Source organism: Paenibacillus sp. 37, from assembly GCF_008386395.1.
GTDB classification, from domain to species: Bacteria; Bacillota; Bacilli; order Paenibacillales; family Paenibacillaceae; genus Paenibacillus; species Paenibacillus amylolyticus_B.
Map to the genome: position 1 here is coordinate 2,666,504 of NZ_CP043761.1, position 24,896 is coordinate 2,691,399.

The window sequence follows — 24,896 nt, forward strand, 5'->3', positions numbered from 1 at the left end:
TAAGCCAATCCATAAGAGAAACGTACCTGTTAAAAGGGCAGATTGTAAGGAATTTGAAATTGTCACTTAATAAATGGTAGCATAATAATCGTGACGATATTATCGCTATCAAAAATTAGGAGGCATTCAATTGTTTACAAACGAGAACCAGAGCAATTCCGAGTCCAAGGTCGATTTCTTAGATCATTCCTTTATTCAACAACCCTTTCCAGTTTATGAGAAGTTGCGAGCAGAAGAACCCATTCATCGTTTCTTGATGCCAGAGGGTCATTATGCTTGGATGGTGTCTCGTTATGAGGATGCCGTAAACGTTTTGCAAGATGCTCGCTTTGTTACAAGTCCTCCCGGGCAGAATGGAGAGGAAGAACCTCCACATGTAGAGGTGATCTCTCATAATCTGCTGAGCGTGGGGCCAGAGGATCACCGGCGTCTACGACGCCTAATCCAAAAGGCATTTACCCCTCGAATGATTGAGCGATTGCGGGGAAGGATTGAGGAGATCAGTAACGAGTTGTTGGACAAAATACTCGTTTCAGGCAAAAAGAAAATCGATCTGATTGAGGAGTATGCCTTCCCTTTGCCTATTATCGTTATTTGCGAAATGCTGGGTGTGCCTCTCAAAGATCAGGACAAATTCCAAATGTGGTCCAATATAATTATGGAGAGTGTGAGCAATCCGGATCTAAGTCACGAAAGCGATGAGGCTATGAAAGCTTTCATCGAATACCTGCATGAATTGATAATTGAGCGACGCAAGGATCTCAAGAAAGATCTGATTAGTGATCTCATTAGTGTAGAAGAGGAAGGCGACAAGCTATCGGAACAAGAACTGTATGCGCTCGTTTTTGTCCTCATTATTGCGGGTCATGAAACTACAGTGAATCTAATTGGTAACGGTATGTTAGCTCTTCTGGAGCACCCAGAGCAAAAACGCCTATTGATGGCTAACCCTGACATGATCCAGTCAGCAATGGAAGAAATTTTACGATTTAATGGTCCTGCCGAAGTAAGCAATATCCGTTGGGCAACAGAGGATGTTGAACTGGATGGAAAACAGATCCGTGAAGGCGACATGATGCTGGTTGCCTTGTCATCTGCAAATCGGGATTCGAGTAAATTTGACGAAGCAGATGAGTTTGACATCACACGTAAACTTAATGACCATATCGCATTTGGTAAAGGTGTACACTTTTGTCTAGGTGCGCCCCTTGCCAGACTTGAAGGAGAAATTGCAATTAATGACCTGCTGCGCAGACTTCCTGAAATCAGGTTGGACACGGAGGCTCAATTGCTGGAATGGAGACCAGGTATGATTATTCGAGGGCTTAAGACCTTTCCAATCATATTCTGACTATAGAGAAATGATGAAATCTACCATATAAACCCCTGAACAATCCTTGTGAATTTGCAAATTAAAACACAGAAGTGATAATATTAATATTGTAACGATAGTGAAACTATCAATTGTATTGGTTCACATTATGTTAGGGGGAAGAAGTACATGACGTATAACGAAAATATTAAAATCGGGGAATTATTAAATGATGAAAAAGCAGTTGCTATTCTTGCTAAACATCTACCGGAATTTATTAATGCACCTACCTTTAAGATGGCCTCTAATTTCACATTAAATCAATTGGTTGCCATTCCTCAAGTGGATATTTCTGAAGCTTTATTAAAAGCGTTAAAGAATGATTTGGCTGAACTAACACTTGTGTCCGAAGAAAATGTAAAAACCAAACCTGTAATGTCTTCACAGAAAAATGATTCCCTCGTAGGGAAAGTGATTACGGTTACAGGCGCAGGTAGTGGAATCGGGAGAGCAAGCGCAATTCTTATGGCAGCCAGAGGAGCCCAATTGGTACTAGTCGACTTCAACACTGCAACAGGGCTTGAAACACTGGAGCTTATAAAAGAACAAAATGGTGAAGCCATTTTTGTCCAAGCCGATGTTTCTTCGAACAATGATGTTCAAAACTATATTCAAAAAGCAGTTGAAACTTATGGGAAAATTGACGTAGCGTTCAATAACGCTGGTATTATGCAGCAGTTCCAGCGTTTCCAGGACATTTCCGAGGAAGAATTTACTCAGGTCATTAATGTGAATTTAAAAGGAATATTCCTTGGGATGAAGTACGCCCTTCAAGTGATGGATAAACAAGGATACGGACATGTCATTAATACTGCATCTACCACAGCCATTCGAGCTGAGCACAGTCTAGCTGCATATACTGCGAGCAAACACGGAGTTGCTGGTTTAACTAAGGCAGCCGCGCTTGAATACGTAAGAAAAGGGATTCGTGTAAATGCCATCTGTCCTGGTGGAGTAGCTACAACAATGACGGATGCTGCACCCCAAATGCTCCAAGATGGTGGATATATGCCAGAAGAATTCCCAAATATGAGGATGGGACGATTTGCACAGCCGGAAGAACTCGCTCAACTGGTTGCATTCCTGGCTTCAGATGGATCAAGCTATATGACAGGTTCCATTATACTAGCTGATGGTGGTCTTACCCTGTAAATATTTTAATTCATATAATAAGATGTCTCGGTTCAACTATAAAGTTGCATTGGAGGCATCTTTTTGTTTTCACTTTTACACTTCGCAAATGGAACATTGTGGGTTATATTGGATATGATTTGGTTCTGTGGTAGAGAAATGGAGAGGTGATCAACACATGTATGTAAACGGATTCATAACTAGGTGGGTGACTACATTTGATATATTAATTCAAATAATAGAAGTGAATCTAGATTAGGGGGATGCGGATGTTGATTGAAGATGAGAGCGTATACCCTGACTGTTCAGTTGAAATAAGAATAGTAGACGTTGGCGGTTCAACAAAACTACAGCTTATACAGAAACTGGACCAACACTCTATTTTATTGAATAAATATGGAGAACAGTTGTTAAATGATGAGAGATTTATAGTCTCCAATACAAAGCAAAGCTTGCAAACGGTTGAGTTGACCGTCAGACAACTTGGATTTTCGGATGGTGCTACAACTCTCCAGTTATTTCGAAGAGCAAATGAACTTGGGTTGGATTGTTGTCCGGTTGAGTTAGGACCTTATCTAAGACTGCAATATTTGGATCAGCCCGAGATAGTTTCTACCCATATTTCAGAGGAGAGGAAAGCTCCGTCCGGCTCCATTACTATAGCATCTGAAGCCCTTACAGAGGATATTGATTTTCCAAAAGGTTTTTATCTCAGACGAATAAACGACGAGTTTTGGTTACGAGGATATCTTGCGGACCATCTACATGTATGGAGTCCTCATGATCGCTTTATCTTCTGCAGGGCTCAGCTTCTATTATATGAGGATCAGGAAGATGTTTTGAAAGGAAAGGAGTGAAGATCAATGGATATCAAAAACAAAAGCGGAGATGTGCTTGGGAAAATTCAAATTGAATCCTTACGCAAAGATAGTGCGATTGACCGGATCGTCATTGACTTAAAGCCTGGTGAGGGGAAGGCGATTTATACCGCAGATGCTACAGAGAACCAATTCACGCAACAGACCAATTATGCAGCCATTCCATGGGAAGACGGGTTGGAACAATTGCAGAAATTTTATTCTCCATGGCAGCCGAAATTTCCGATCGATTCTGATATCGATGCCATTCATGTATTTTATGGATTTGATAATCTAACTCCGCAAGAAATCGATGAAATGATTGAAGAAAGTAACAGGTTAGGCAGAAATGTAGTGATACGAGACCTGAAGCCCAATAAGAAGGTTGTGGGCATCAGCATCACGTATAAAGAATACGGTGGTTATAAACTTAACATTTTCGGGACAACAAAAAGCCGGATCGCATTGCCTGATCATGATGGTACTAAGGTTAAACAGGTAGCCTTACGTGGCGTCGAAGCATTTTATATTTTCAATAACGAAACTTCCCAATTGATATGGATCGAAGAGGATGTGCATGGGAAGGCACTGCAATACGAGATCATTGGCAGAAATATGTCAGAAGATCTTGTGATGGAAATTACGAATTCAATGAACGGATAAATTTTATATTATTTTGAGTGAGGTGCTACGATGAGTTACAAAGCTATTCTCATAGACCAATTAAATGCCTGTTATCATGATCAGAGCTGGTTTACACCGCTTCATGATATGTTGACAGACCTCAATGCTGCGGAAGCCGCTTATGTAAAGAATGAGGGAGAGCATTCCATTTGGGCGATCGTCAATCATCTTATTTTCTGGAATGAGAGGTGGCTTGAGAGATATGTTGCCGAACAGGTCGACGGGCTGCATTCAGTGAATAATGAGGATACATTTGACATAGATCCGTCTAACCTGAACGATGTGGAGTGGTGCAAGACACTACATAGACTGAAAACCGTTTTTAGTGATTGGAACAGGGCACTCGAAGATAGCGATGAACATAAACTGACCCGTGAAATTCCTTCTTATTTCAACGCGCCCTGGTGGGGAGTTGTATCGAATCTATGCATTCATAATGCCTATCATATTGGCCAGATCATGCTGCTCAAAAAATCAATGAAACACACGTAATACACGCTGTATTAGGGTTATAAAATTATACTTAAGCAAAGGAAGATGACTTTCATGGAAAAAGGCAAAATTATATTTTTGAACGGTGTAACGAGCTCTGGTAAAACTTCAATTGTAGAGGCGATGCAATCATACGATGATCCGTTTTTCTATGTGGTCGCTAATGATCTTTTTGAAAATACGATCGGTGATAAACATCTTCAGACGGATTACTGGAAGTATCTGAGTGAAGCGATTGTAATGATGTATCATACGGCAAAAGTATTCTCAGACCATGGCAAGCATGTTCTGATCGATGGCATACTGGTTGAAAGAAAAGAGCTCGCGCCGCATTATGAACAAGTCAAACAGATTTTTGAAGGGTATCCACTGGATATCGTTGAGTTATATTGCCCTCTCGACATCTGTCGTCAGCGTAACATTGAGCGTGGTGATCGCAGAGAAGAGCAATCGGATGAGCAACATCAAATTATGGCTTCCGACATTCAGTATAGTTATTCGGTGGATACGAGTGTGCATACACCTGAGGAATGTGCCGAGATGATTATCAATACGCTGTTTAAAAGTGAATAAAGGTTCACTGTATGAATTGAAGAGAATGATTGTCCTCGAATTGTATTGAGGAGAACAATAGAGACCAGTGATGTAAACAATGAGTTGTTTTTTTAATCACACGGATGCAGATATCATTGTAACTGTTGAAAGAGTTTGGTATTCAAGGATCGTACTACAAACGTTATATCGATACCATCTGGATGAAGCGTCCTTTCAATTTTTTTAATAAAACAGCTGGGTATTATATTTCCGATCAGGTGATTATACCAAGCTACATAGAGAAAGTAGTTCACTTGGTAGAAAGGCTTTTGCCAGAGGAGTTAAACTGCGATTTACAACGAATTTATATCCTTTAAGGGAGGCTGTAGGGTTCGAACATAGTAGGTTAGGGGGATGACATTGCTTTCTGCATATTGGAGGTACTTTTTATATGTAACTGAACATAAATTGAATGTTTTAATCGAGTGCTGGCATGAAGGTTTATATGCACAGGGGTTACTTCATGATTTATCCAAGTTTTGTCCTCAAGAATTTATTCCTTATGCAATCAAGTTTTATGCGGGTCGTAAAGATGAAGATACAGAACTAAGATGGAAGAACGCATGGTTACATCACCAGAATCATAATAAACATCATTGGGAGTACTGGATTGTAAACAGAACTACAAAAGAAGCTCTGCCTATGCCACAAAAATATTTTATAGAAATGGTATGTGACTGGAGGTCTTTTTCGAGAAAATGGGGCCGCAGAGTCAAAGATTCCAATTTGGCAGAACGCATGATGAACTCGGAAGATGTTATTCTACATCCAATGACGAGAGAAGCGCTTATGCAGTACTTATTAGAGAGGTGAATAATGATGATCCAAGATGATATGCGCTTTTTGGAATTGGCCATAGAAGAGCGGGCTGCCGTAAAACGAAAAATGCGGAAAGAATGGAATGTTAGACGGGGAATTATCAATACAGTGTGGGATGAAAAGTTCATATGATAACAGGTGGAATTACAAAAAACACTCTGATTAATGATTTAAGACGATTAGGTGTTAAGAAGGGCATGACGATAATCGTTCATTCCTCCTTCAAAGCAACAGGTAAGGTTATAGGCGGCCCGGTAAGTGTTATTTTAGCTCTGGAAGAAGCCGTTGGAACCAATGGAACCATTGTCATGCCCACTCAAACAGAACATCTTTGTGAACCTTCAGAGCATGACGCGAACCTGTCTTCAGAGGCAATTGAGTTCATCAAAGACAATATGCCTATTTATTATCCTGACTTAACACCAACCTCGTATATGGGCATCATTCCCGAGGTGTTTCGGAGGCAAGATGGTGTGTTTCGAAGCTCACATCCGCACATGTCTTTTGCTGCCTGGGGGAAAGAGGCAAAACGGATAACGGAAGATCACAACTTGCATTATGCATTAAATGAGAAATCTCCGTTAGGAAAAATCTATGATTTGAGTGGATACATTCTGTTACTTGGTGCACCTACAAATAGTAACACCTCCCTGCACCTGGCCGAATATAAACAGCAGAATACATTTGTTAAGCCAAAAGTCTGGGGAGTAAAAATGCTGGTGGATGGACTTGAACAATGGACTACATACGATGATATTAACAATGAATCGGATGATTTTGAATTAATTTTTAATGAGTTTAAGATCCAGACTAACGCTGTTACCGAAGGAATGGTAGGGAACGCTGTGAGTTATATGATACCCCAAAGAGAGATGGTTGATTATGCTTTGGGATGGATGAATCGGAACCGAAGAGAACATATAGGGCAGTGAATCATCTCAAAAAGAAAGAAGGGGGAAATGTAATCATGACCAAAGAGATTGAAGATTTGCTTCAAACTTTTGAAGAATGGGCTTTGTTTGTTAAGACGATGAATCATCTTGAAGAGAAGACCTGGAATTCGAGCTTGGAAGAAGGGAAATGGACGATAAAATCAATCGTAAGTCATATCATGTTATGGGACCGATATTTTTACAAGGAAGCGATTGAGAAGATTGCGCTGAAGCAGGAAGTTACGTTGAAACATATCAATTTTGAAGAGTTTAATCGAAAAGCTATTGAGTACGGGAACCGAACAGAGACGTCCGAAATCGTAAATAAGGCTATCACGTACCGCCATAAAATTATGAATGACATTCGAGGGTTATCGGAAGAACAGCTTCATCAGACGTATTTGGACGCCAAGGGGAACGTATTCTATATTCCCCAATACCTTAAAGATTTTATATGGCATGACCAGCATCATATGCAACCGTTGAAGAAATATCTTTCCAACCTTGAAGCGTAAAGGATTGCAGGCAGGGGGCGGAACGTAATACAGCATGTTGCTTGCTTTGAATATAATATGTATCCCAAACCAGGGAGGGATTGTAGTGAGTACTCATACAATTGAATTAACTCAGGCAAATCTGATCGGTTCATTAACCAATGAGGTAACTCCCATATTGAGCGTGAAATCTGGTGACTCCATTCGTTTTCAGACGCTGGATGCGGGCTGGGGAACGGGTGTGAGTTATGAGGAACGCAAGAAACCTTTTGATCGACAAGGTGAAAAAGATGGAGGTCATGCCTTAATCGGTCCGATCTATATCGAAGAGGCGAAGCAAGGACAGACGTTGGAGATTGTTTTCAATGAGATCGTACCCGGGAGATACGGGTTTACTTCTGCTGGCGGATATCCGAACTGGCAGAACCAGAAGTTACATCTAACAGAGGTTGAAGAACTGTCGCTGAATTGGACACTTGATCGTCAAACGATGAATGGAACCTGTGAAATAAAAGGAAAGTCCTTCACTGTATCTCTCTCGCCGTTTATGGGTGTAGTGGGCATGCCGCCAGAGTCACGAGGGATTCATACAACATGGCCGCCTCGCTATTGTGGAGGAAACATCGACTGCAAGGAACTGGTGCAGGGAAGTAAATTATATTTACCTATTCCCGTAGACGGAGGTTATCTCGCAATTGGTGATGGTCATGCACGGCAGGGGGACGGTGAAGTCAGCTGTCAGGCCATTGAATGTCCGATGGAGCTTGTCGATATCACGATCAACGTGATTAATGATATGATTTTAACCAATCCTCGTGCACATACGCCATCCGGCTGGATTACCTTCGGTTTTCATGAAGATCTGAATGAGGCTACGGTTCAAGCATTAGACGGAATGCTCCATCTGATTGGTGAGTTGTACGGACTAGATCGAGTGGAAGCGATTGCACTTGGAAGCGCGGTAATTGACCTGCGTATCACCCAAATTGTGAATGGCGTTAAGGGTGTGCATGCTGTCCTTCCACATGATGCTTTTAAGTAACTTGAGCCCCGTTATACGTCGTATTAGATGAACTTGGGAGTCGATAAAATGAAAGGCAGACCACAGATCGTTTTAGATATCGCAGGGGTTTTGTTAAGTAATATTTCATTGACGTGCTGGAGTGATATGATTCAGGAAACCAACCTATCGGCAGCATCCTTGAAAGTACATTTTACAGGAATCAAGCGACAGCTCTGGACAGGAATAATGCGAGAAGAAGAGTTCTGGCAATCGTTGAATCAGGCTTATCCCGAATTATCAATAAGCCGAGCGAAGGACATCTTAACCAATTCAATTGTTCCCTTACCAGCGGCTCAATACCTTGAGCGATGGAGTGAGTTTGCCGATATCCATCTGCTCAGCAATCATTGTAAGGAGTGGATTGAGCCGAATCTGAACCGTTTAAGCTTATTTACCAAAAGTATAACCATCTCTAATCAAGTGGGTTTATGCAAGCCTGAGATTGAGATATATCAACGGGTCGAGACCTTCCTGGCAGCTGGAGAAGAAGTTCTATTTATAGATGATCAAGAGAAAAATTTACATTCGGCTAAGCTACTTGGTTGGAAGACTTTACTGGCTGACGAAGCAGGAGATTGGGTTAATGAAGTTGAGTCATTGCTAATTTAGACGGTAAATAACCCTAAACTCCAAATTGCTTTAGATGATGATCTAAATGCTTGTATATGCCCTTACCCCATTGCTCGGCTGTTAATTTTCCGAAGAAGGGATGGGGGTGGCGGGAGAATTTTTCTGAAGCACCTTGTTGAAAGATATTAATCTGCTGCTCGAGTTTTTCTTTTTCTGTTATAAACTGTCGATGATCATCAATAATGATTGTCGGGATCGTAGACATATTATGGGGCAAGGGCTTGTCATTATAAAACATTGGTTTTGCGAACCGTCCTATAAGTCTCCCAAGTAATCCTCTAGGTGGAAAAGCATTTCCTAAGGGGATATCATGAAATGCTGAACAGTGAGCCAGCATTTGAGAGACCTGCATCGTGCCCCATTTAGGGATGGAATTTTCACTAAGTTGATCCATGCGCTCTTTAATTTCAGCGGCATTTATCGTATCAAATATACTTTTCACAAGAACACCTCAGTTCTTCAAGATATATAATTTGAACTTGAACTATCATCATTCTATTATTGAAAGGTTTATCCTCTTACTATCAAGAATAATAAAATATGGTAAGATTAGTCAATGTATTATGGGAAAATCACAATTGAAATCGGAGGATGCGAACTTGGAAAATAAGGAAACATTTAATCTCGTAGCAGATGAATATGAACGATATAGACCTGTCTATCCGAGTGAAATGTTTGATGATATTTTTACATATCTGAATCTTAATAAAGAGGATTCCATTCTTGAGATTGGCTGCGGAACGGGACAGGCCACAAGCGGATTGGTGAGCAAGGATTATACAAACATCACCTGTATTGAATTAGGCAGTAACTTGGCACAGTTCACCGCAGACAAATTCAAGTCATATCCATCGATTCAAGTAATCAACACTTCCTTTGAGGAATGGAATAACGAAGAAAAGCGATTTCAATTGATTGTGTCAGGAACGGCCTTTCACTTCATTGATCCGGAAGTAGGTTACAACCGGGCTTGGGAATTGCTAGAGAATACAGGCGGCATTGGACTTTTCTGGACGATTCATGTACCGGTCTATGACCCGCTGCACAATGAAATTCGTTCCCACTACACAGCATTAGCCCCTCATTTGGATGATTCTCAATATCCTTCGCCAGATGAAGTTATCCAGGAGCGTAAAGAAATAACAGAAAAATCCGGCTTGTTCACGGATATTGAGGTTAAGGAGTATAACTGGATACAGACTTGCTCCAGCGAAGAATATGTCGCTTTATTAAATACCAATTCCAAACATCAGCAGCTTTCTATTGATGTTCGGCGTTCACTTCTGGAGAGAGTCAAAGATTCCATTGATGCTGCAGGTGGAACGATAGAGAAACAACATAAGGTTGCTCTTTTTTTAGGGAAGAAAAAGGTCTAAGAATATATGTTTTTATTATTCTACTTAAGAACAGGAGAGAATATATGAGTGATCCGCGTTCAACATACAGTATCCAAACGGCAGTGTTAAGTTTACAAGAGGAATTAGAGAGGTTAAAGATACAGGCGGTAATGGGGTGGTCCAAAGAATTCCGAAATCTGGAGTGGTATGGTTTGAAAAATGGAATGTGTGTATTGGAGGTCGGAAGCGGACCAGGTTACATTACAGAGCAATTATTGAACAGTCTGCCGGACAGCGAGCTTACCTCGCTTGAGATTGATCGTTCACTGCAAACACAAGCCAAAGAACGGCTGAAAGATACTCCTTCCAAGCGATTACAATTTGTAGAGTCTTCCATCTACAAGATGGATCTGCCTGATGATTCTTTTGATTTTGTCGTGGCAAGACTTATCTTTCTTCACTTGAACAATCCTGAAGAAGCCGCAAAAGAGATATTCCGTGTACTGAAACCTGGCGGCCGTCTTGCTATTATTGATGTGGATGACGGCGTTTTTGGAGCAGTGAATCCTGATGTCCCTGCTTTGCATACGGTATTAATGAAAATTTCGGACTATGTGGCACAACACGGCGGTAATCGCTTAATTGGCAGAAGTCTGCCGCGTCTCCTTTCTGAGAGCGGATACATCGATGTTGACATTGATTCTGTCCTTCAACATAGTGATCTGTTAGGCATAGAAGGGTTTAAGCACCAGTTTAATCTTAATCGTTTTGTACATTTTGCTGAAAAAGGTGTGATCAGTTCGGAGGAATTTGCTCAGCTGCAACACGCTTCTGAAGCGATAAATCATTCGCCGGAAGCCTATGCCATGATGAATTTCATTACAGCTTGCGGCACGAAGCCATTGTAAGAACTGTGTACGTTTGAATTAAGTTTTACTTGCTCGGTGCTCGGACACTGTCTATGACAGACTAAGCTTCCTAAGAGACGGAGGATGGGAATGAATATCGCTCAAGCTTTCCAGGAAACTGTAGTGCAAGGAGATCATCAAGGTATGATTGATTTGCTGAAAAAATATGAACAATCCAGCAAGCTATCTGTCAATGAACGAGGTTGGGTCTACTGGAATGTTTCCGATGGTTATGCCTTGTTAAGAGAGCCGGAACTGCTTTATGCCAATCACCGGGCATTCTTCGAATGGGGGAAAGAAAATCTCGCCCCGGAGCAGTTACACTGGATCGTTTCGGATTCGACACAAGCGTTGTCATTATCTCTGGGGAACTACTTTGATAATTGGATGGATTGGTACCAATATGCTTGTGATCATGCCCCGAAGTTGGATACCAACCGAGGTGTTCGATTCGAGAGTCATCGGGCTTTGGGTGGTTCGCTTTGGGTTTTGGAGAGATACAGTGAAATGGAAAGTTTGCTTGAAAATATGAACCAGCTCATACAAGAAGATGAGACATGGTCCAACATTCTTTTTGCCCGGATTACATATAACAAACAGCGTCTGGTCTATCTGTATCATGCCGCGGATTTTGCGGGAGTCGAAGCTCTTGTAAACGAAACGACGGACTGGATTGATGAAATCAATGATAGAGCACTACGGATTTCAAGAAAAGATGAAGTGGTCGGCAGCTGGGAGGATATTAATGTCTCCAGAAATTCGCAGAGAGATATCACAATTGCGTTAAACAATTTGGCCTGTATTTTAACGGATATCGAAAGGTATGAGGAAAGTGTGAATTTGTTTATCCAGATACAGGAACGTGGTCACCACATGAATGCATATGGTTTTTCCAAATGGATATATTCGATCTGGAAGACAAGAGGGACTGAGGCAGTTAAAGATGCATTAGCAGTTAATGCCTCTTATGAAATAGCTGACCTTGTGAAACATACTCCTAAACTATTAGAGATCAAAGGTTAGCATGAGGTGATTTAAGTTGCCAGAGGTTTGCACAAAAACGTGAAAGGAGTGATGTGATATGAGAAACAATACAAATCTGAGTAGAAGAAATAAAGTTGCCAGAGGTGTTCTTGTCTAACGCAGAGGACCCAAGAAGGGTTTCGAGGAATTCCTCTGTGTAATTTTCACTAGGAGGAGTTTCAATCTATGATTCATTTAAAACGTGTGTCGGTGGATAATTGGTATGCATGTACTCAACTGAATGTAACGGAAGAACAGAAAAAAAGTTTTCCCGCGCCGGTTGTATATTGGATTGCTGAATCCAAGGTAGTGACCGATTTTCGACCCATGGCCATCTATGTTGATTCGGATCTGGTTGGTTTTGCTGTGTACTCAGATAAGCCAGATCATGAGGATAACTATTGGCTTCTTGCTCTAATGATAGATACCAAATATCAGGGCAGAGGTTATGGAAGAGAATCGCTTAAGAAGTTGATTGATCTAATGAAAGAATCGCTGAATTGCAAATGCATCATGATTGGACACAGGCCGGAAAATGGTATCGCCGGGAATCTGTATGAATCACTTGGTTTTCAGAGAGTAAGTGAGGGATTGATCGATGGCGAAGTCGTTCGGCTTCTAAGATGCAAGTAGTACCAGAACGCACGCGCTTTGGATTGTAAAGGAGGTAGCTTGTCTTTGAAGCATGTACACATTATTTTCTCATTACTCTTTATCATGTTAGGAATTGTGATTATTACGATCTCGAAAATAATTGAAGAGGTGATTCCCAAGCTAGGGTATGCAGCATTCCAGTCAGCAGCAGCTGGAAGTTATACTCCGAGTGATTATCAAGTGAATTTTGCACTGAATTATTGGATAGGTGCGATATGCATTTTGGGTGGAGTTATCTATTTATTAGCTGGAATGAATTGGATTCAGAACTCCATTCGTGAAATGAATATAAGAAACAAAGCGTTTGATGAAACTCATCATGCCGACACAAGAGAACTGAAATAGACAATGATATGACATAAAAAAGAAAGGACAGATCAATATGATTACATTTCAATACTTTGAACCGGAAGATTTTGATCAACTAATCGAATGGAGTGGAGATGAAGCGTTTCTGCTCCAGTGGGCTGGTCCGCAGTTTCATTATCCACTTTCCAGAGAACAACTAGCAGATTATTTGCATGGTGCGAATGATAAGAACACTTCGAATAAGTTCATTTATAAAGTGCTGGATGAATCAACTCAGGAGATTGTTGGTCATATTGCTCTTGGCGGTATCGATCGATATAATCGTTCAGGACGTATCGGTAAGGTACTTCTTGGTAAGCCATATCAGGGTAAAGGCTATGGAAAGCAAATGATCGATGAGGCACTTCGAATTGGATTTGAAGAGGAGAAGTTACACCGGATCAGTCTGGGTGTGTTTGATTTTAATGTCTCAGCCATCCGATGTTATGAAAAAGCGGGCTTTGTACGAGAAGGACTTATTCGTGATGCGAGAAGACATGAAGATACATTCTGGAATCTTATCGAGATGAGCATATTAGAAAACGAATGGAAGAAATAGCTTCTCAAAAGGGCTCATTATACTTGAGAGGAGGTTTACCCACCCGTCATGCTGAACATACTGAAAAAGCTGACCTTTTGGTTTGTTATTTTCTCGCTAACCGTATGTTTTATTAATCTATCAGGGAACGATGATAAGAATATTCTGATTTATCTAACGAATCCTATAAATCCGTTGCTGAATGACTGGTTGACCAAAATAAATACAAATCCAGAGACGACCTCATTGTTCAGGCCGTTAATATACTTGTTCCATTTGATTTTTTGGGGCGGAATGGGGTTCATCCTCGATCGGCTCATTATGAAGTTTAAACGCAAAGGGTAGATAGGAGCAACTCTCAGAAAAAGGTCATCTTTCTTGAGAAACACTTCGATGAACGGATGTAATAACTACGTGTACGAAAATTTAAAAGGTGCTGTCCTCCTGTCATTTTCATGACAAGAGGACAGCACCTTATTTACTTCCTTCCTGATTGATTACAATGATCCCCGTATCAATAAATTCCTTCACAGGCGCGCCGTCGCTTGCGAGTAACAAGGTCTCCATCATTTTGGCGCCCCAGACTCCTTCATTCTGTGAGATAACGGCAGACAATTGACCGTTGAGCAACCCGTTTTCACTGGTCGGGCTATCACCGAACGCGATTAAATGCCGGTTAAGGCCTTTCGCTTTCCAGATCAGGGTAGAGGCAGAGACGGATACAAAATCGAGGCCAATAATCGCATTGAAGTGAGGGTGAGCTTGAATCATGTTCTCCATATCGGACATGGCTTGATCTTCATTCCCTTGATGATAACGAACCTCCAAGATTTCGATGTCTGTTTCACTGCGGATATAATCAATGAATCCATTAAGCCGCTGTTGCAAACCTTGCATCTCCTCCAAGCCGTTCTCGACAAGAATCATGCCTTGATTATGCAGGAGTCGTGTAGTCGTCATCGCGAACTGCTGGCCAGTGCGATAGTTATCGGCGCCCACATAAGCGATTCGATGACTGGATGGGACATCTGACTCAAATGTAATGACAGGAATACCCGCAGCTTGGGCTGCATCAATAACGGGTGTAAGTGCAGCAGCATCTACAGGAGAAATAGCTATCCCGTCCACATGCTGTTTGATCATATTCTCCATGATACGGATCTGTTGTTCGGTATTGGCTTCATCAGGTGCGTTTACAATTAACGTAATATTGTGTTTCCCTGCATACTCCGTTGCATCCTTCGTGATCATCTCATAGGTTGGATACGTCATTGGATAGATAATACCGAAAGTTTTGCTCGCTGCAGATTTCTCTACAGGTGAAGTCGCAGGAAGTGTTGCAGCCATCTGCTGTGGACGAATGTTTGCCGAACCGAATGAAATGATCATCGGGAACACAAGTATTAGTGTAAGTAAAAGTGCAAATCTGGCTTTATTCATACATTGGCTCTTTTCTCATATCTGATGGTCTGGTCTGCGATGCCTCGGTCCCTTGAGTTCGGTATTCTCTTGGTGTAAAACCTGTTGTTTTCTTGAATATATTAGAAAAATAGTGAGAGTCATTGTAACCAACTTTGTAAGCAACCTCAAAGGTTTTGTTGTTGGTTGTTTTCAGCAGCTCCTTGGCTTTGCCGATTCGAATCTGGGTTAGATACTCCGTTATCGTTTGACCAGTTTCCTGACTGAAAATCTTGCTTAGATGACTTGGACTGATTCTGACGTGTGCAGAAATCATCTTCAACGAGACCTGTTCGTTATTGTATTCACGAGATACATAGGCTTTCACCTGATCAATGACGTCACTGTATTTCCCGGAGCATGCTGCTCTTCTCTGCCATAACAGGTTAAGTAGGGAGCACAGATATTGAGTGCAATCTTCCCAGCACGTAATCTTCCGAATTGTCTGCTGTAAGGAAGTAATGTTCTCATCCGAATGATCACTCATGCGGAACAACTGATTCGCCAGCCGAAACGACTCCAGCGTAAGATCATTCAACAAATAGAAGCCATACGAGGAGGACTTCCAGTCGAAGGACTGTAATGGAGCGGCAAACTCCTGCACAAAATGGTCACGCAGATTGGGGCTGCCGATTTTGAGGAATTCAAGAAAAGAATTCCTGTCGAGAAAAAGAGTCGTGTGCTCATCCGGGTTGATTTCACGTAGAGAAGCTCTGTTCTGAAGGGTGAGCCGGGTAATATATTTATCCTCCTCCGCTTCCAGATACGAGACATGAATTCCTTGCAGACGCTCCTGCTGACTGCCAATGCCCAGAATAATATTACATTTGAACGTATGTTCAAGTTCCATACGAACCCGCCCGCGAAGCTGCTCCAGATATACGGATATGCTGTCATCGGAGTGATACTTGAGCAGAAGCACCAACTCGGTTCGGCTTCGAATATAAGGAAGAAGTTCAACGTGGGGATCACGAGTTTCCTCCAGTATGGGAAGTAGCTTTTTCATCAGGGATTCCGGGTCCCGGGAATCATCTGTTAATCGAACGTCGATAATGACAATGGTATAATACCTGGCCGAGAGAGGAAGTGAGAGTTGTTTGGCTGATTCAATTGCATCGGTTGTACCGATGAGTCCTCCGCACAGATCGGCCAGCAGTTTTTCTTTGGTGATCGTCCGGTTTGTCATGCGTTGATGTTCTTCATCCATTTGTTTGCTGACCTTATGCAGCATTTGGATTAGCTCTGCTGCACTAATGGGCTTTAGACAGTACTCGGTCACCCCAAGTCGGATGGCCTCCTGGGCATAGCTGAATTCATCATGACCACTCATGATAATGATTTTGATATCAGGTTGTTGAGTGCGAACAATGGAGGTCAGTTCCAATCCGTTCATAAATGGCATTTTGATATCTGTAATCAAAATATCCGGAGCCCACTCATGAATTAAAGGTAACGCAAGCTCGCCGTCGGGTGCATCCCCGCAGTAGTGAAAACCTTCCTTTTCCCAATCGATGCAGCTCCGTATATTCTCCCGAATTCCAATTTCGTCATCCACGATCATCACCTTTTTCAACGGTTAACCTCCTTGCTTTTGGGGATACGAATCATAAATGTGCTGCCTTCCATATACGTACTTTCCATTTCAACACCATAAGATGGTCCAAAATATAGTCGAATCCGGTGATGTACATTGAGCAGACCGAATCCGCCTTCCTGCTCGTCATCTTGGGGTGAACGGGAAGCAGCCGGCTTCTCCAGCTCTTCACGTAATTGTGCCAATCGATCCGCAGACATGCCAATTCCGTTATCCTGTACGGTGAGAATGATGCTATTGTCCTCTACATATCCGTGTATGGATATCAGCCCTTGACCGCGTTTGTTCTTGATCCCATGATAGAGCGCGTTTTCAATCAGGGGCTGCAGCGTCATTTTCAAAATGGGATAATCCTGAAGCTCACGATCAACGCTGATCTCGTAGGTGAGAATATCGTGGTACCTCATCTGTTGAATAACCAAGTAACTCCGCGCATGTTCAAGCTCGGTTTGAATGGATACCCAGTCGAATCCTTTGTTCAGACTCAAACGAAAGAACTTCGAGAGGGCTTGCACAAGTTTGATTACATTTTCTTTTTTCTCTGCTTCAGCCATCCATAAAATAGACTCCAACGTGTTATACAGGAAATGAGGGTTGATTTGAGCTTGCAGCGTACGTAGTTCAGCTATTTTCACCTGTTCATTCTCCCGGATGCTCTTTTCGATTAGCATTTTGAGCTTATCCAGCATCACGTTGAAGCTTTTGCCCAGATCAGCAATTTCGTCCGAGCCGTGTGGTGTGACTTTGGCTTCCAAGTAACCGTTTGCAGCTTTACGCATCTTGTTCATCAGAATTTGGATGGGAAGAATCAGTCGATTATTCAGGAAAAAATATAACGATATTGCAAAGAAGGCACTTAACAAAACCGTGATGATGATTAATTGGCGAATGCTATTGGCCTCTGCAATGATTTCCTGATAAGGAGCTACCCCGATCATCTTCCATCCGGTCTGTTTTGAGGTGCTGTATACAACAAACTGGGGCTTGGATCCTGCAGACAGAATAAAGCTGTCGTGCTGTAGATGTAAAGGGACCGATCGGATCTGATCCATCATGGTTATGGATGCCGTGGTGGCATCCGGCCTGAAGAGTGTATTTCCGTGTTGATCACTAATATAGAAAAAACCGGAATCCTTAATGGGGGTATTCGTCAAAAAATCATCAATGAACGAATCATTTAAATCAATTACTATGAACCCGATGACCTCATGTGTAATTCTCTCTTTGACCGTGGTTATAATTGAAAGCGCATTCTGTTTAGAGTAAGCAAACCCATCCAGCCTGTTATATTCGGCATAGGCTGCAGAATGAGGAATGCGCAGAATGGCATCCGGATACTGTATCAGATACTTGAAGTACGGGTTACGCAGCGGATTTCGTTCCAGCTTGAACACGCCTTTTCGTTCACTTATGCCTTTTCCATAAAAATTCACGAACGAGATATTAAGTACCTTGTCATACTTGTAGGTTTCCCGATAAAGATTGTATGTCTGAAGGATGGCTTTGGCTTCCGGGTAGGACTCCGATTGAGAATACAGATATTGAAGCACTTGCGGGTTCTTGCCCAGTTCGAGCAGCCGTTCCGTATCCTCAAACAAGATGTCAATGTTCCTGGCAAGCTGGTCGGCAACCAGCTGTGTCGAGGCCTTGTTATGATTGGATACGACCGTATAAGATTTGTGGTAAGAAATCAATCCAACCACGATCAGTGGTACTGAACTGAGGATGATAAACATGCTGAGTAATTTAAGCCTGAGGCTTGAAGCAATCCATTGAATGAGTTTCAACGTATTCCACTCCATCTGAAGGGATCAAAAATGTATCATTAGTATAACATGATTTTCTAATATGTAAGAGAATCGCTAAATACTACACAATTAAACAAAGAAATTACACTTTTTAAACTCCATTTTTTGAAATTACTAAATTATTACATAAATAAAGTATGAGACTCCATATAAGCTCGGAATGAAAGCGTTTTATAATGTGGTCACACCACAAGGTGAAACGAAAAAAAGGGAGGATCACAATATGCGAACCAAAAAAAAGTGGGGACTTGCCATAACCTTGGCTATGGTGATGCTGGTCAGCACGGCATGTAGCAGTACCAATGGAGGAGCAGGCTCCGATAATGAAACTTCAACGAATGGGAATGGCAGTACACCTGCCAGCGCCAAAACAATTACGCTTGGTTTTTCGCAGGTTGGTGCGGAGAGTGGCTGGCGTTCGGCGAATACCAAGTCGATTCAGGAATCAGCCAAAGAAGCGGGTTATGATTTGAAATTCTCCGATGCGCAGCAGAAGCAGGAAAATCAAATTAAAGCTTTGCGATCCTTCATACAACAGAAGGTGACGGTGATCGCTTTTTCCCCTGTTGTAGAATCCGGTTGGGATACCGTATTGAAGGAAGCGAAGGATGCAGGAATTCCCGTGATTTTGACGGACCGTGCTGTGGATTCCCCGGATAAAACCCTCTACAAAACCTTTATTGGCTCCGACTTTGTAGAAGAAGGACGCAAAGCAGGTCAGTGGCTGAGTGACCAATACAAGGACACACAAGACGAGATCAACATTGTTGAGCTGCAGGGTACAACAGGCTCCGCACCAGCGAATGACCGTCAAGAGGGCTTTATGGAATTGATTGCTTCCAATTCGAAGCTTAAATTGATTGCTTCACAATCGGGTGACTTTACACGTGCCAAAGGCAAAGAAGTCATGCAAGCTTTCCTCAAAGCACATAAAAAAATAGATGTTCTCTATGCACATAATGACGATATGGCACTTGGTGCAATTCAGGCCATTGAAGCGGCAGGATTGAAACCAGGCGTAGATATTACCATTATCTCTGTGGATGCCGTGAAGGATGGGATGCAGGCTGCTGCTGATGGCAAAATCAACTTTATCGTTGAATGTAATCCGTTGTTAGGACCTCAATTAATGGAAGCGGTTCAATCAGTAGTAGACGGGAAAGACATCGAACCCCGAATCGTTACGGATGAGACGACCTTCACATCGGAGCAAGCCAAAGAAGCATTGCCAACACGCGAATATTAAAAGCAGATTCGTATAACACCGAAAAGTCATTTTTCGACTAGGCTGTCGCTAAATGACTTTTTTCCATAACAAAGGAGAGGGTTATATGGCCGAGCAAGCACCCATTTTGCAAATGACAGGCATCACCAAACAATTTCCCGGGGTTAAAGCGCTGTCCAGCGTCAGCTTTCGCTTGTTTTCGGGCGAGATTCATGCCTTGATGGGTGAGAACGGAGCGGGGAAGTCGACGCTTATTAAAGTTTTGACCGGCGTTTATTCCATTGATGAAGGAACGGTAAGCATGGATAACCGGGATCTTTCGATCTCCGGTCCGCTTGAAGCGCAAAAGGCGGGAATCAGTACCGTTTACCAAGAGGTCAATCTCTGTCCCAACTTAACGGTTGCTGAGAATATTTTCATCGGGCGTGAGCCGATGCGATTTGGCAAAATCAATTGGAAGCAAATGAACAAAGATGCGGAGAACATTCTGCGAGACAGATTACATCTGTCCATCGACGTTAAGGCTCCTTTACAGACCTACTCAGTCGCGATGCAACAACTGATTGCAATTGCAAGAGCACTCAGCATCTCGGCAAAAGTGCTCATATTGGATGAACCCACATCCAGTCTGGACAAAAACGAGGTTCAGCAACTGTTTCGTATTATGCACAAATTAAAGAGTGAAGGTCTCGCAATTCTTTTTGTTACTCATTTTCTTGATCAGGTATACGAAATGTCGGATCGTCTAACGGTGCTCCGTAACGGGGAATTGGAAGGAGAGTACATAGCCGCAGAACTTCCACGCATGGAACTGGTGCTCAAGATGATCGGCAAGGAGCTCGAGGTGCTTGAGGAGCTTCCGAAGGAAGCGGATGCTGCCCAGGCGGAGTCGGGAGAACTGTTAATTACCGCTAAGGCACTTGGACGCAAAGGAGCAATTGAGCCTTTTGATCTGGACATTCGCAAGGGAGAAGTCGTGGGCTTGGCTGGGTTATTGGGGTCTGGTCGTACCGAGATCGCTCGCCTTTTCTTTGGTGCAGATCGTTCAGATGTAGGCAAGCTGCTCGTTGTAGATACAGGAAGTACGGTCAAGTCGCCGCGTCATGCAATTGATCAGAATATTGCCTTTTGCTCCGAGAACCGTAAAACCGAAGGCATAATCGATGATTTGACCATTCGGGAGAACATTATTCTGGCTTTACAAGCGACACGAGGTTGGTCCAAACCAATCTCACGCAAGAAACAGGATGAGATCGCCGAAAAGTACATCAACCTGTTAAATATCCATCCGAAAAACCCGGAGCATTTAATTAAAAATCTGAGTGGCGGTAATCAGCAAAAGGTGTTGCTTGCACGGTGGCTGCTGATGAACCCCGATCTGTTGATTCTTGATGAACCTACGCGTGGAATTGATATCGGTGCAAAGACTGAGATACAGAAGCTGGTGCTCTCTCTGTCGAAGCAGGGCATGGCCGTGCTGTTCATTTCGTCCGAGCTGGAAGAAGTGATTCGTGTCAGCCACCGAATTGCCGTAATCCGGGACCGCAAAAAAGTGAAAGAACTTAGCGGGGATCAGATCCATCAACAGCAAATCATGAAAGCAATGGCAGGAGGTTAAAGAGATGGCGGGCAAGATGCGTAAACATCATTTGTTTTGGCCGTTATGTATGCTTGGTTTACTTTTAATCTTTAATTTGCTGTACTCTCCGGATTTCTTCTCCCTCGTCATGCGTGAAGGGAATCTGTATGGCAGCTTGATTGATATTCTCAATTTTGGAGCGCCTTTAATTCTGGTATCAATCGGCATGACACTGGTGATTGCGACCGGAGGTATCGACTTGTCCGTGGGCTCCATTGTAGCGATCTCCGGTGCCGTGGCTTGTATGAGCATCAGCAGAGGAGTGGATCAGAGTTCGCTTTGGCTTGTGTTGGGTGCACTTGGATTATCTATAGGTCTCTCACTGATCTTGGGTATATGGAACGGAGCGCTGGTTTCGGTTGCCCGAATCCAGCCCATTATTGCAACGCTTATCCTGATGGTAGCCGGACGTGGGATTGCGCAATTAATTACGAGTGGACAGATTATTACGGTATCCAACGCGAACTACGCCTATATCGGGGCAGGTTCGCTTGCAGCATTACCTTTTTCCATCTTCATCGTATTAACTGTGCTGCTTGTTGCCTCATTGCTGACGAGAAAAACGGCACTGGGACTGTTTATTGAATCGGTCGGAAGCAACGCAAACGCGAGCCAACTGGCAGGTATTCGTTCAAAAACGGTTATTCTCACGGTATATGTCTTCTGTGGTCTGTGTGCCGGCATTGCCGGGCTTATTCTCAGCTCGAATGTATCCAGTGCGGATGGAAATAACGCAGGTCTGTGGTATGAACTTGATGCCATTCTTGCGGTAGTCATCGGGGGTACTTCGCTCAATGGTGGTCGTTTCTATCTAATGGGTACCGTCGTTGGAGCACTCATTATCCAAACCTTAACAACGACGATCTATATGATTGGAGTCCCGCCAGAAGTTACGCTGGTTGTCAAAGCCTTTGTTGTACTGGCCGTATGTTTGATTCAATCCGATTCATTCCGCAATTCCATGGTGATCCGTTGGAAAAAACGGAAGTTTCCAGCCGAACAGGGGGTTAACCGCCATGTTTCTTAATCGTAAGTATCTCCCGGTCCTTGTCACCTTCGGTTTGCTGGCCGTGATGTTTGCTATAGGCTCTTTCCGGTATACAGGGTTCTTTTCCACACAGGTATTGCTTAATCTTCTCATTGATAACGCATTTCTGATTATCACGGCGATTGGCATGACTTTTGTGATTGTATCGGGAGGAATCGACCTGTCGGTTGGTTCTGTCATTGCGCTGACGACCATCATTAGCGCAAGTCTGGTCGAGAAGCAAGGGTGGTCGCCTGCGATCGTTATACCGATGGTGCTTGTCATGGGTGCGCTCTTTGGCACAGTCATGGGGGCGATCATCCACTATTTTAAAATTCAGCCTTTCATCGTGACACTGGCAGGCATGTTTTTGGCGCGGGGGCTGTGTTATGTCATTAGTCTCGACACCATTACCATTACAAATTCATTTTACACACAGGTTGCGCAGGCGAAAATTTCCCTGCCAGGGGGCAGCTTTGTCTCCATTAATGTCATTATTGCTCTGGTCATTGTACTGCTCGCGATCTACCTGGCACATTACACTCGGTTCGGGCGCAACGTTTACGCCATCGGCGGAAGCGAGCAATCCGCGCTGCTTATGGGACTGCCGGTTGCACGTACCAAAATCCTGGTGTACACGTTCAGCGGTTTGTGCTCCGCGCTTGCCGGTGTTGTCTTCACCTTTTACATGTTATCCGGTTATGGATTACACGCCATGGGTCTTGAACTCGATACCATCGCCGCTGTTGTAATAGGAGGCACCTTGTTAACAGGTGGTGTGGGGTATGTGGCGGGAACCTTTATTGGTGTATTGATCCAGGGGGCTATCCAAACTATAATTAGCTTCGAAGGCACGCTAAGCTCATGGTGGACCAAGATTGTGATTGGCCTAATGTTGTTTGTTTTTATTTTATTCCAACGACTGCTTAGCGGGCGGCGAGTATCCTCGAAATCACTGCATTAAGTGGATCGAATGAAATGAAATTGCACACAAATACCGACACAATTATATAACTAGATGTGCTCTGCATCGGTGGCAGCAGAGACTAACATGGAGATGGGAGATGCGTGAATGAGAAGACATGTGATCGGGTTGTATTTGTTCATACTGCTACTGCTGCTTGTCGGTTGTACAACACCTGAGTCTGAATCTGTGTCTCCTCCCATCTCGTCTAACAACTTGGAAACTCTCCCATCTGTTGAGGAATGGATGGAATCAGCGGTAGCAAGGGATACCTCTACGAAACCGATTGTCTTGGGTTTTTCACAACTGGGTAGAGAGAGTGCCTGGCGTCTGGCAAACTCCACGTCTATCCGGAATGCTGCGGCAGAATCGGGAATCTCCCTTGTAATAAAAAATGCAGAACAGTCTCAGACGAAACAGTTCGAGGCTGTTCGGTCGTTCATCAGGCAAAAGGTGGATGTCATTGCCATTGCACCGGTCGTGGAATCGGGCTGGGATGGTATTCTTCAGGAGGCCAGGGATGCAGGTATACCTGTGATCATCGTAGACCGGTCAGTTGATGTCAAAGACACTTCACTTTTTGTGACAACGATTGGATCGGACTTTTATGAGGAAGGTGTGAAGGCCGGGAAGTACATTCAGGATCGGATGCGAAATCATCCGGGTTTGATACGGATTGCCGAACTGCAAGGCACGAGTGGTTCTACACCCTCTATCCAGCGTGGCGAGGGCTTTAGAAGCATTTTCGACACCAGAGCAGATATCATCTTCTCACAAAGTGCTCCTGCCGATTTTACGGAGGACAATGGCAAACAAGTGATGAAAGAATTCCTTCAGGTCCCGGAAGATGAACGGCCGCAGGTTCTTTTTGCCCATAATGATGAAATGGCTTTTGGCGCCATACAAGCGATTGAAGAAGCTGGGCTGAAGCCGGGAGAGGACATTATCATTGTTTCGGTGGACGGCTCCCGCAAAGCACTTGAAATTCTAGCCAGTGGGAAAATCAACGCTGTGGTGGAATGTAACCCGCTGCTTGGTCCTCAGCTTATGCAGGCTACAAAAGAAATTATTGCAGGGCGTACACTCCCGAAGCGCATGGCACCCCCGGAGGACATTTTTACACAGGAGAGTGCTAGACGGGAGATGTACAACAGGCGATTCTAGAATATGCGAAAAAATAGAACATTTTGGATAAAATTCAATTTACTTTAAATAAACTTATCGTTTATACTGAACTCACCTTGAACTAAAGTTCTTTTCTATGAGAAAAGACGTAGCGGTTTGCATACTTTTGAAAGCGCTTTT

At 43.1% G+C, this 24,896-nt stretch carries 27 protein-coding genes; 23 read left to right on the forward strand and 4 right to left on the reverse strand.

The genetic code is table 11. The features are described 5' to 3' along the window. The first annotated feature begins 130 nt into the window (after positions 1-130). From F0220_RS12055 to F0220_RS12105, 12 genes are all read left to right on the forward strand, one after another. On the forward strand, positions 131-1,351 hold the full coding sequence (locus F0220_RS12055) for a cytochrome P450 family protein (RefSeq protein WP_181155345.1): 1,221 nt from the start codon (positions 131-133) through the stop codon (positions 1,349-1,351). Between the two features lie 396 nt (positions 1,352-1,747). Then, positions 1,748-2,524 carry an SDR family NAD(P)-dependent oxidoreductase gene (locus F0220_RS12060; RefSeq protein WP_091017741.1) on the forward strand — a complete coding sequence of 259 codons (777 nt, stop codon included), beginning with the start codon at positions 1,748-1,750 and terminating at the stop codon, positions 2,522-2,524. A gap of 248 nt (positions 2,525-2,772) precedes the next feature. Continuing rightward, positions 2,773-3,360 (forward strand): helicase, encoded by a 588-nt coding sequence (locus F0220_RS12065; protein ID WP_105598271.1) that lies wholly within the window; start codon positions 2,773-2,775, stop codon positions 3,358-3,360. 6 nt (positions 3,361-3,366) lie between these two features. After that, on the forward strand, positions 3,367-4,023 hold the full coding sequence (locus tag F0220_RS12070) for a hypothetical protein (RefSeq protein WP_105598272.1): 657 nt from the start codon (positions 3,367-3,369) through the stop codon (positions 4,021-4,023). 30 nt (positions 4,024-4,053) lie between these two features. Next, positions 4,054-4,536 (forward strand): DinB family protein, encoded by a 483-nt coding sequence (locus tag F0220_RS12075; protein WP_105598273.1) that lies wholly within the window; start codon positions 4,054-4,056, stop codon positions 4,534-4,536. 54 nt (positions 4,537-4,590) lie between these two features. Next, positions 4,591-5,109 carry a phosphotransferase-like protein gene (locus F0220_RS12080; protein ID WP_105598274.1) on the forward strand — a complete coding sequence of 173 codons (519 nt, stop codon included), beginning with the start codon at positions 4,591-4,593 and terminating at the stop codon, positions 5,107-5,109. 79 nt (positions 5,110-5,188) lie between these two features. Beyond that, positions 5,189-5,317 carry a DUF6886 family protein gene (locus F0220_RS33405; protein WP_374954379.1) on the forward strand — a complete coding sequence of 43 codons (129 nt, stop codon included), beginning with the start codon at positions 5,189-5,191 and terminating at the stop codon, positions 5,315-5,317. Positions 5,318-5,484: 167 nt separating this feature from the next. Beyond that, complete coding sequence (locus F0220_RS12085) at positions 5,485-5,943, forward strand: DUF5662 family protein (protein ID WP_219845134.1); 459 nt, start codon at positions 5,485-5,487, stop codon at positions 5,941-5,943. 203 nt (positions 5,944-6,146) lie between these two features. Continuing rightward, a complete protein-coding gene (locus tag F0220_RS12090; protein WP_181155346.1) occupies positions 6,147-6,881 on the forward strand; it encodes an AAC(3) family N-acetyltransferase in 735 nt (244 codons plus the stop codon). Between the two features lie 35 nt (positions 6,882-6,916). Beyond that, a complete protein-coding gene (locus tag F0220_RS12095) occupies positions 6,917-7,396 on the forward strand; it encodes a DinB family protein (protein WP_181155347.1) in 480 nt (159 codons plus the stop codon). An 85-nt stretch (positions 7,397-7,481) separates the two neighbouring features. After that, complete coding sequence (locus F0220_RS12100; protein ID WP_105598277.1) at positions 7,482-8,417, forward strand: acetamidase/formamidase family protein; 936 nt, start codon at positions 7,482-7,484, stop codon at positions 8,415-8,417. 48 nt (positions 8,418-8,465) lie between these two features. Beyond that, on the forward strand, positions 8,466-9,047 hold the full coding sequence (locus F0220_RS12105; RefSeq protein WP_181155348.1) for an HAD-IA family hydrolase: 582 nt from the start codon (positions 8,466-8,468) through the stop codon (positions 9,045-9,047). A 13-nt stretch (positions 9,048-9,060) separates the two neighbouring features. Here F0220_RS12105 and F0220_RS12110 read toward each other — a convergent pair whose 3' ends face one another. Beyond that, positions 9,061-9,510, reverse strand: a complete 450-nt coding sequence (locus F0220_RS12110; protein WP_105598468.1) for a DUF1569 domain-containing protein — start codon at positions 9,508-9,510, stop codon at positions 9,061-9,063. A gap of 157 nt (positions 9,511-9,667) precedes the next feature. Between F0220_RS12110 and F0220_RS12115 the strand changes: the two genes are divergently transcribed. From F0220_RS12115 to F0220_RS12140, 6 genes are all read left to right on the forward strand, one after another. After that, positions 9,668-10,444: a class I SAM-dependent methyltransferase gene (locus F0220_RS12115; RefSeq protein ID WP_181155349.1), complete on the forward strand. Its 777-nt coding sequence runs from the start codon at positions 9,668-9,670 to the stop codon at positions 10,442-10,444. Between the two features lie 44 nt (positions 10,445-10,488). Then, the gene (locus tag F0220_RS12120) at positions 10,489-11,313 is read left to right on the forward strand and encodes a methyltransferase domain-containing protein (protein ID WP_105598280.1); all 825 of its coding nucleotides are present in this window, start codon (positions 10,489-10,491) and stop codon (positions 11,311-11,313) included. Between the two features lie 90 nt (positions 11,314-11,403). Further along, complete coding sequence (locus F0220_RS12125; protein WP_105598281.1) at positions 11,404-12,336, forward strand: hypothetical protein; 933 nt, start codon at positions 11,404-11,406, stop codon at positions 12,334-12,336. 186 nt (positions 12,337-12,522) lie between these two features. After that, a complete protein-coding gene (locus tag F0220_RS12130) occupies positions 12,523-12,969 on the forward strand; it encodes a GNAT family N-acetyltransferase (RefSeq protein WP_105598282.1) in 447 nt (148 codons plus the stop codon). 45 nt (positions 12,970-13,014) lie between these two features. Further along, a complete protein-coding gene (locus tag F0220_RS12135; RefSeq protein ID WP_105598283.1) occupies positions 13,015-13,335 on the forward strand; it encodes a hypothetical protein in 321 nt (106 codons plus the stop codon). 37 nt (positions 13,336-13,372) lie between these two features. Then, positions 13,373-13,897 carry a GNAT family N-acetyltransferase gene (locus tag F0220_RS12140; RefSeq protein WP_105598284.1) on the forward strand — a complete coding sequence of 175 codons (525 nt, stop codon included), beginning with the start codon at positions 13,373-13,375 and terminating at the stop codon, positions 13,895-13,897. Between the two features lie 453 nt (positions 13,898-14,350). Here F0220_RS12140 and F0220_RS12145 read toward each other — a convergent pair whose 3' ends face one another. The 3 genes from F0220_RS12145 to F0220_RS12155 are packed head-to-tail and all read right to left on the reverse strand — an operon-like array spanning position 14,351 to position 18,715. After that, the gene (locus tag F0220_RS12145; protein WP_105598286.1) at positions 14,351-15,316 is read right to left on the reverse strand and encodes a sugar ABC transporter substrate-binding protein; all 966 of its coding nucleotides are present in this window, start codon (positions 15,314-15,316) and stop codon (positions 14,351-14,353) included. Then, positions 15,309-16,898 carry a response regulator gene (locus F0220_RS12150; protein ID WP_223199983.1) on the reverse strand — a complete coding sequence of 530 codons (1,590 nt, stop codon included), beginning with the start codon at positions 16,896-16,898 and terminating at the stop codon, positions 15,309-15,311. The genes F0220_RS12145 and F0220_RS12150 overlap by 8 nt, the downstream gene beginning before the upstream one ends. 5 nt (positions 16,899-16,903) lie before the next feature. Then, on the reverse strand, positions 16,904-18,715 hold the full coding sequence (locus F0220_RS12155; RefSeq protein WP_105598288.1) for a cache domain-containing sensor histidine kinase: 1,812 nt from the start codon (positions 18,713-18,715) through the stop codon (positions 16,904-16,906). A gap of 244 nt (positions 18,716-18,959) precedes the next feature. Here F0220_RS12155 and F0220_RS12160 point away from each other — a divergent pair, with 244 nt between their 5' ends. The 5 genes from F0220_RS12160 to F0220_RS12180 all read left to right on the forward strand — a co-directional run bounded on the left by F0220_RS12160 (position 18,960) and on the right by F0220_RS12180 (position 24,755). Further along, positions 18,960-19,982 carry an ABC transporter substrate-binding protein gene (locus F0220_RS12160; protein ID WP_105598289.1) on the forward strand — a complete coding sequence of 341 codons (1,023 nt, stop codon included), beginning with the start codon at positions 18,960-18,962 and terminating at the stop codon, positions 19,980-19,982. 85 nt (positions 19,983-20,067) lie between these two features. Then, the gene (locus F0220_RS12165) at positions 20,068-21,579 is read left to right on the forward strand and encodes a sugar ABC transporter ATP-binding protein (protein ID WP_105598290.1); all 1,512 of its coding nucleotides are present in this window, start codon (positions 20,068-20,070) and stop codon (positions 21,577-21,579) included. A gap of 4 nt (positions 21,580-21,583) precedes the next feature. Then, a complete protein-coding gene (locus tag F0220_RS12170; protein WP_083657362.1) occupies positions 21,584-22,627 on the forward strand; it encodes an ABC transporter permease in 1,044 nt (347 codons plus the stop codon). Next, positions 22,617-23,591 (forward strand): galactofuranose ABC transporter, permease protein YjfF, encoded by a 975-nt coding sequence (gene yjfF, locus F0220_RS12175; protein ID WP_105598291.1) that lies wholly within the window; start codon positions 22,617-22,619, stop codon positions 23,589-23,591. The genes F0220_RS12170 and yjfF overlap by 11 nt, the downstream gene beginning before the upstream one ends. A 108-nt stretch (positions 23,592-23,699) precedes the next feature. Continuing rightward, the gene (locus tag F0220_RS12180; RefSeq protein WP_105598292.1) at positions 23,700-24,755 is read left to right on the forward strand and encodes an ABC transporter substrate-binding protein; all 1,056 of its coding nucleotides are present in this window, start codon (positions 23,700-23,702) and stop codon (positions 24,753-24,755) included. Positions 24,756-24,896 lie beyond the last annotated feature (141 nt).

Bases quoted from the DNA above. Each gene is read 5' to 3' on its own strand.
- F0220_RS12180 (WP_105598292.1), top strand. From the start codon at position 23,700: ATGAGAAGACATGTGATCGGGTTGTATTTGTTCATACTGCTACTGCTG.
- F0220_RS12105 (WP_181155348.1), top strand. From the start codon at position 8,466: ATGAAAGGCAGACCACAGATCGTTTTAGATATCGCAGGGGTTTTGTTA.
- F0220_RS12130 (WP_105598282.1), top strand. From the start codon at position 12,523: ATGATTCATTTAAAACGTGTGTCGGTGGATAATTGGTATGCATGTACT.
- F0220_RS12170 (WP_083657362.1), top strand. From the start codon at position 21,584: ATGGCGGGCAAGATGCGTAAACATCATTTGTTTTGGCCGTTATGTATG.
- F0220_RS12160 (WP_105598289.1), top strand. From the start codon at position 18,960: ATGCGAACCAAAAAAAAGTGGGGACTTGCCATAACCTTGGCTATGGTG.
- F0220_RS12080 (WP_105598274.1), top strand. From the start codon at position 4,591: ATGGAAAAAGGCAAAATTATATTTTTGAACGGTGTAACGAGCTCTGGT.
- F0220_RS12145 (WP_105598286.1), bottom strand. From the start codon at position 15,316: ATGAATAAAGCCAGATTTGCACTTTTACTTACACTAATACTTGTGTTC.
- F0220_RS12085 (WP_219845134.1), top strand. From the start codon at position 5,485: ATGACATTGCTTTCTGCATATTGGAGGTACTTTTTATATGTAACTGAA.
- F0220_RS33405 (WP_374954379.1), top strand. From the start codon at position 5,189: ATGAGTTGTTTTTTTAATCACACGGATGCAGATATCATTGTAACTGTT.
- F0220_RS12075 (WP_105598273.1), top strand. From the start codon at position 4,054: ATGAGTTACAAAGCTATTCTCATAGACCAATTAAATGCCTGTTATCAT.
- F0220_RS12060 (WP_091017741.1), top strand. From the start codon at position 1,748: ATGTCTTCACAGAAAAATGATTCCCTCGTAGGGAAAGTGATTACGGTT.
- yjfF (WP_105598291.1), top strand. From the start codon at position 22,617: ATGTTTCTTAATCGTAAGTATCTCCCGGTCCTTGTCACCTTCGGTTTG.
- F0220_RS12140 (WP_105598284.1), top strand. From the start codon at position 13,373: ATGATTACATTTCAATACTTTGAACCGGAAGATTTTGATCAACTAATC.
- F0220_RS12095 (WP_181155347.1), top strand. From the start codon at position 6,917: ATGACCAAAGAGATTGAAGATTTGCTTCAAACTTTTGAAGAATGGGCT.
- F0220_RS12070 (WP_105598272.1), top strand. From the start codon at position 3,367: ATGGATATCAAAAACAAAAGCGGAGATGTGCTTGGGAAAATTCAAATT.
- F0220_RS12165 (WP_105598290.1), top strand. From the start codon at position 20,068: ATGGCCGAGCAAGCACCCATTTTGCAAATGACAGGCATCACCAAACAA.
- F0220_RS12090 (WP_181155346.1), top strand. From the start codon at position 6,147: ATGACGATAATCGTTCATTCCTCCTTCAAAGCAACAGGTAAGGTTATA.
- F0220_RS12120 (WP_105598280.1), top strand. From the start codon at position 10,489: ATGAGTGATCCGCGTTCAACATACAGTATCCAAACGGCAGTGTTAAGT.
- F0220_RS12125 (WP_105598281.1), top strand. From the start codon at position 11,404: ATGAATATCGCTCAAGCTTTCCAGGAAACTGTAGTGCAAGGAGATCAT.
- F0220_RS12065 (WP_105598271.1), top strand. From the start codon at position 2,773: ATGTTGATTGAAGATGAGAGCGTATACCCTGACTGTTCAGTTGAAATA.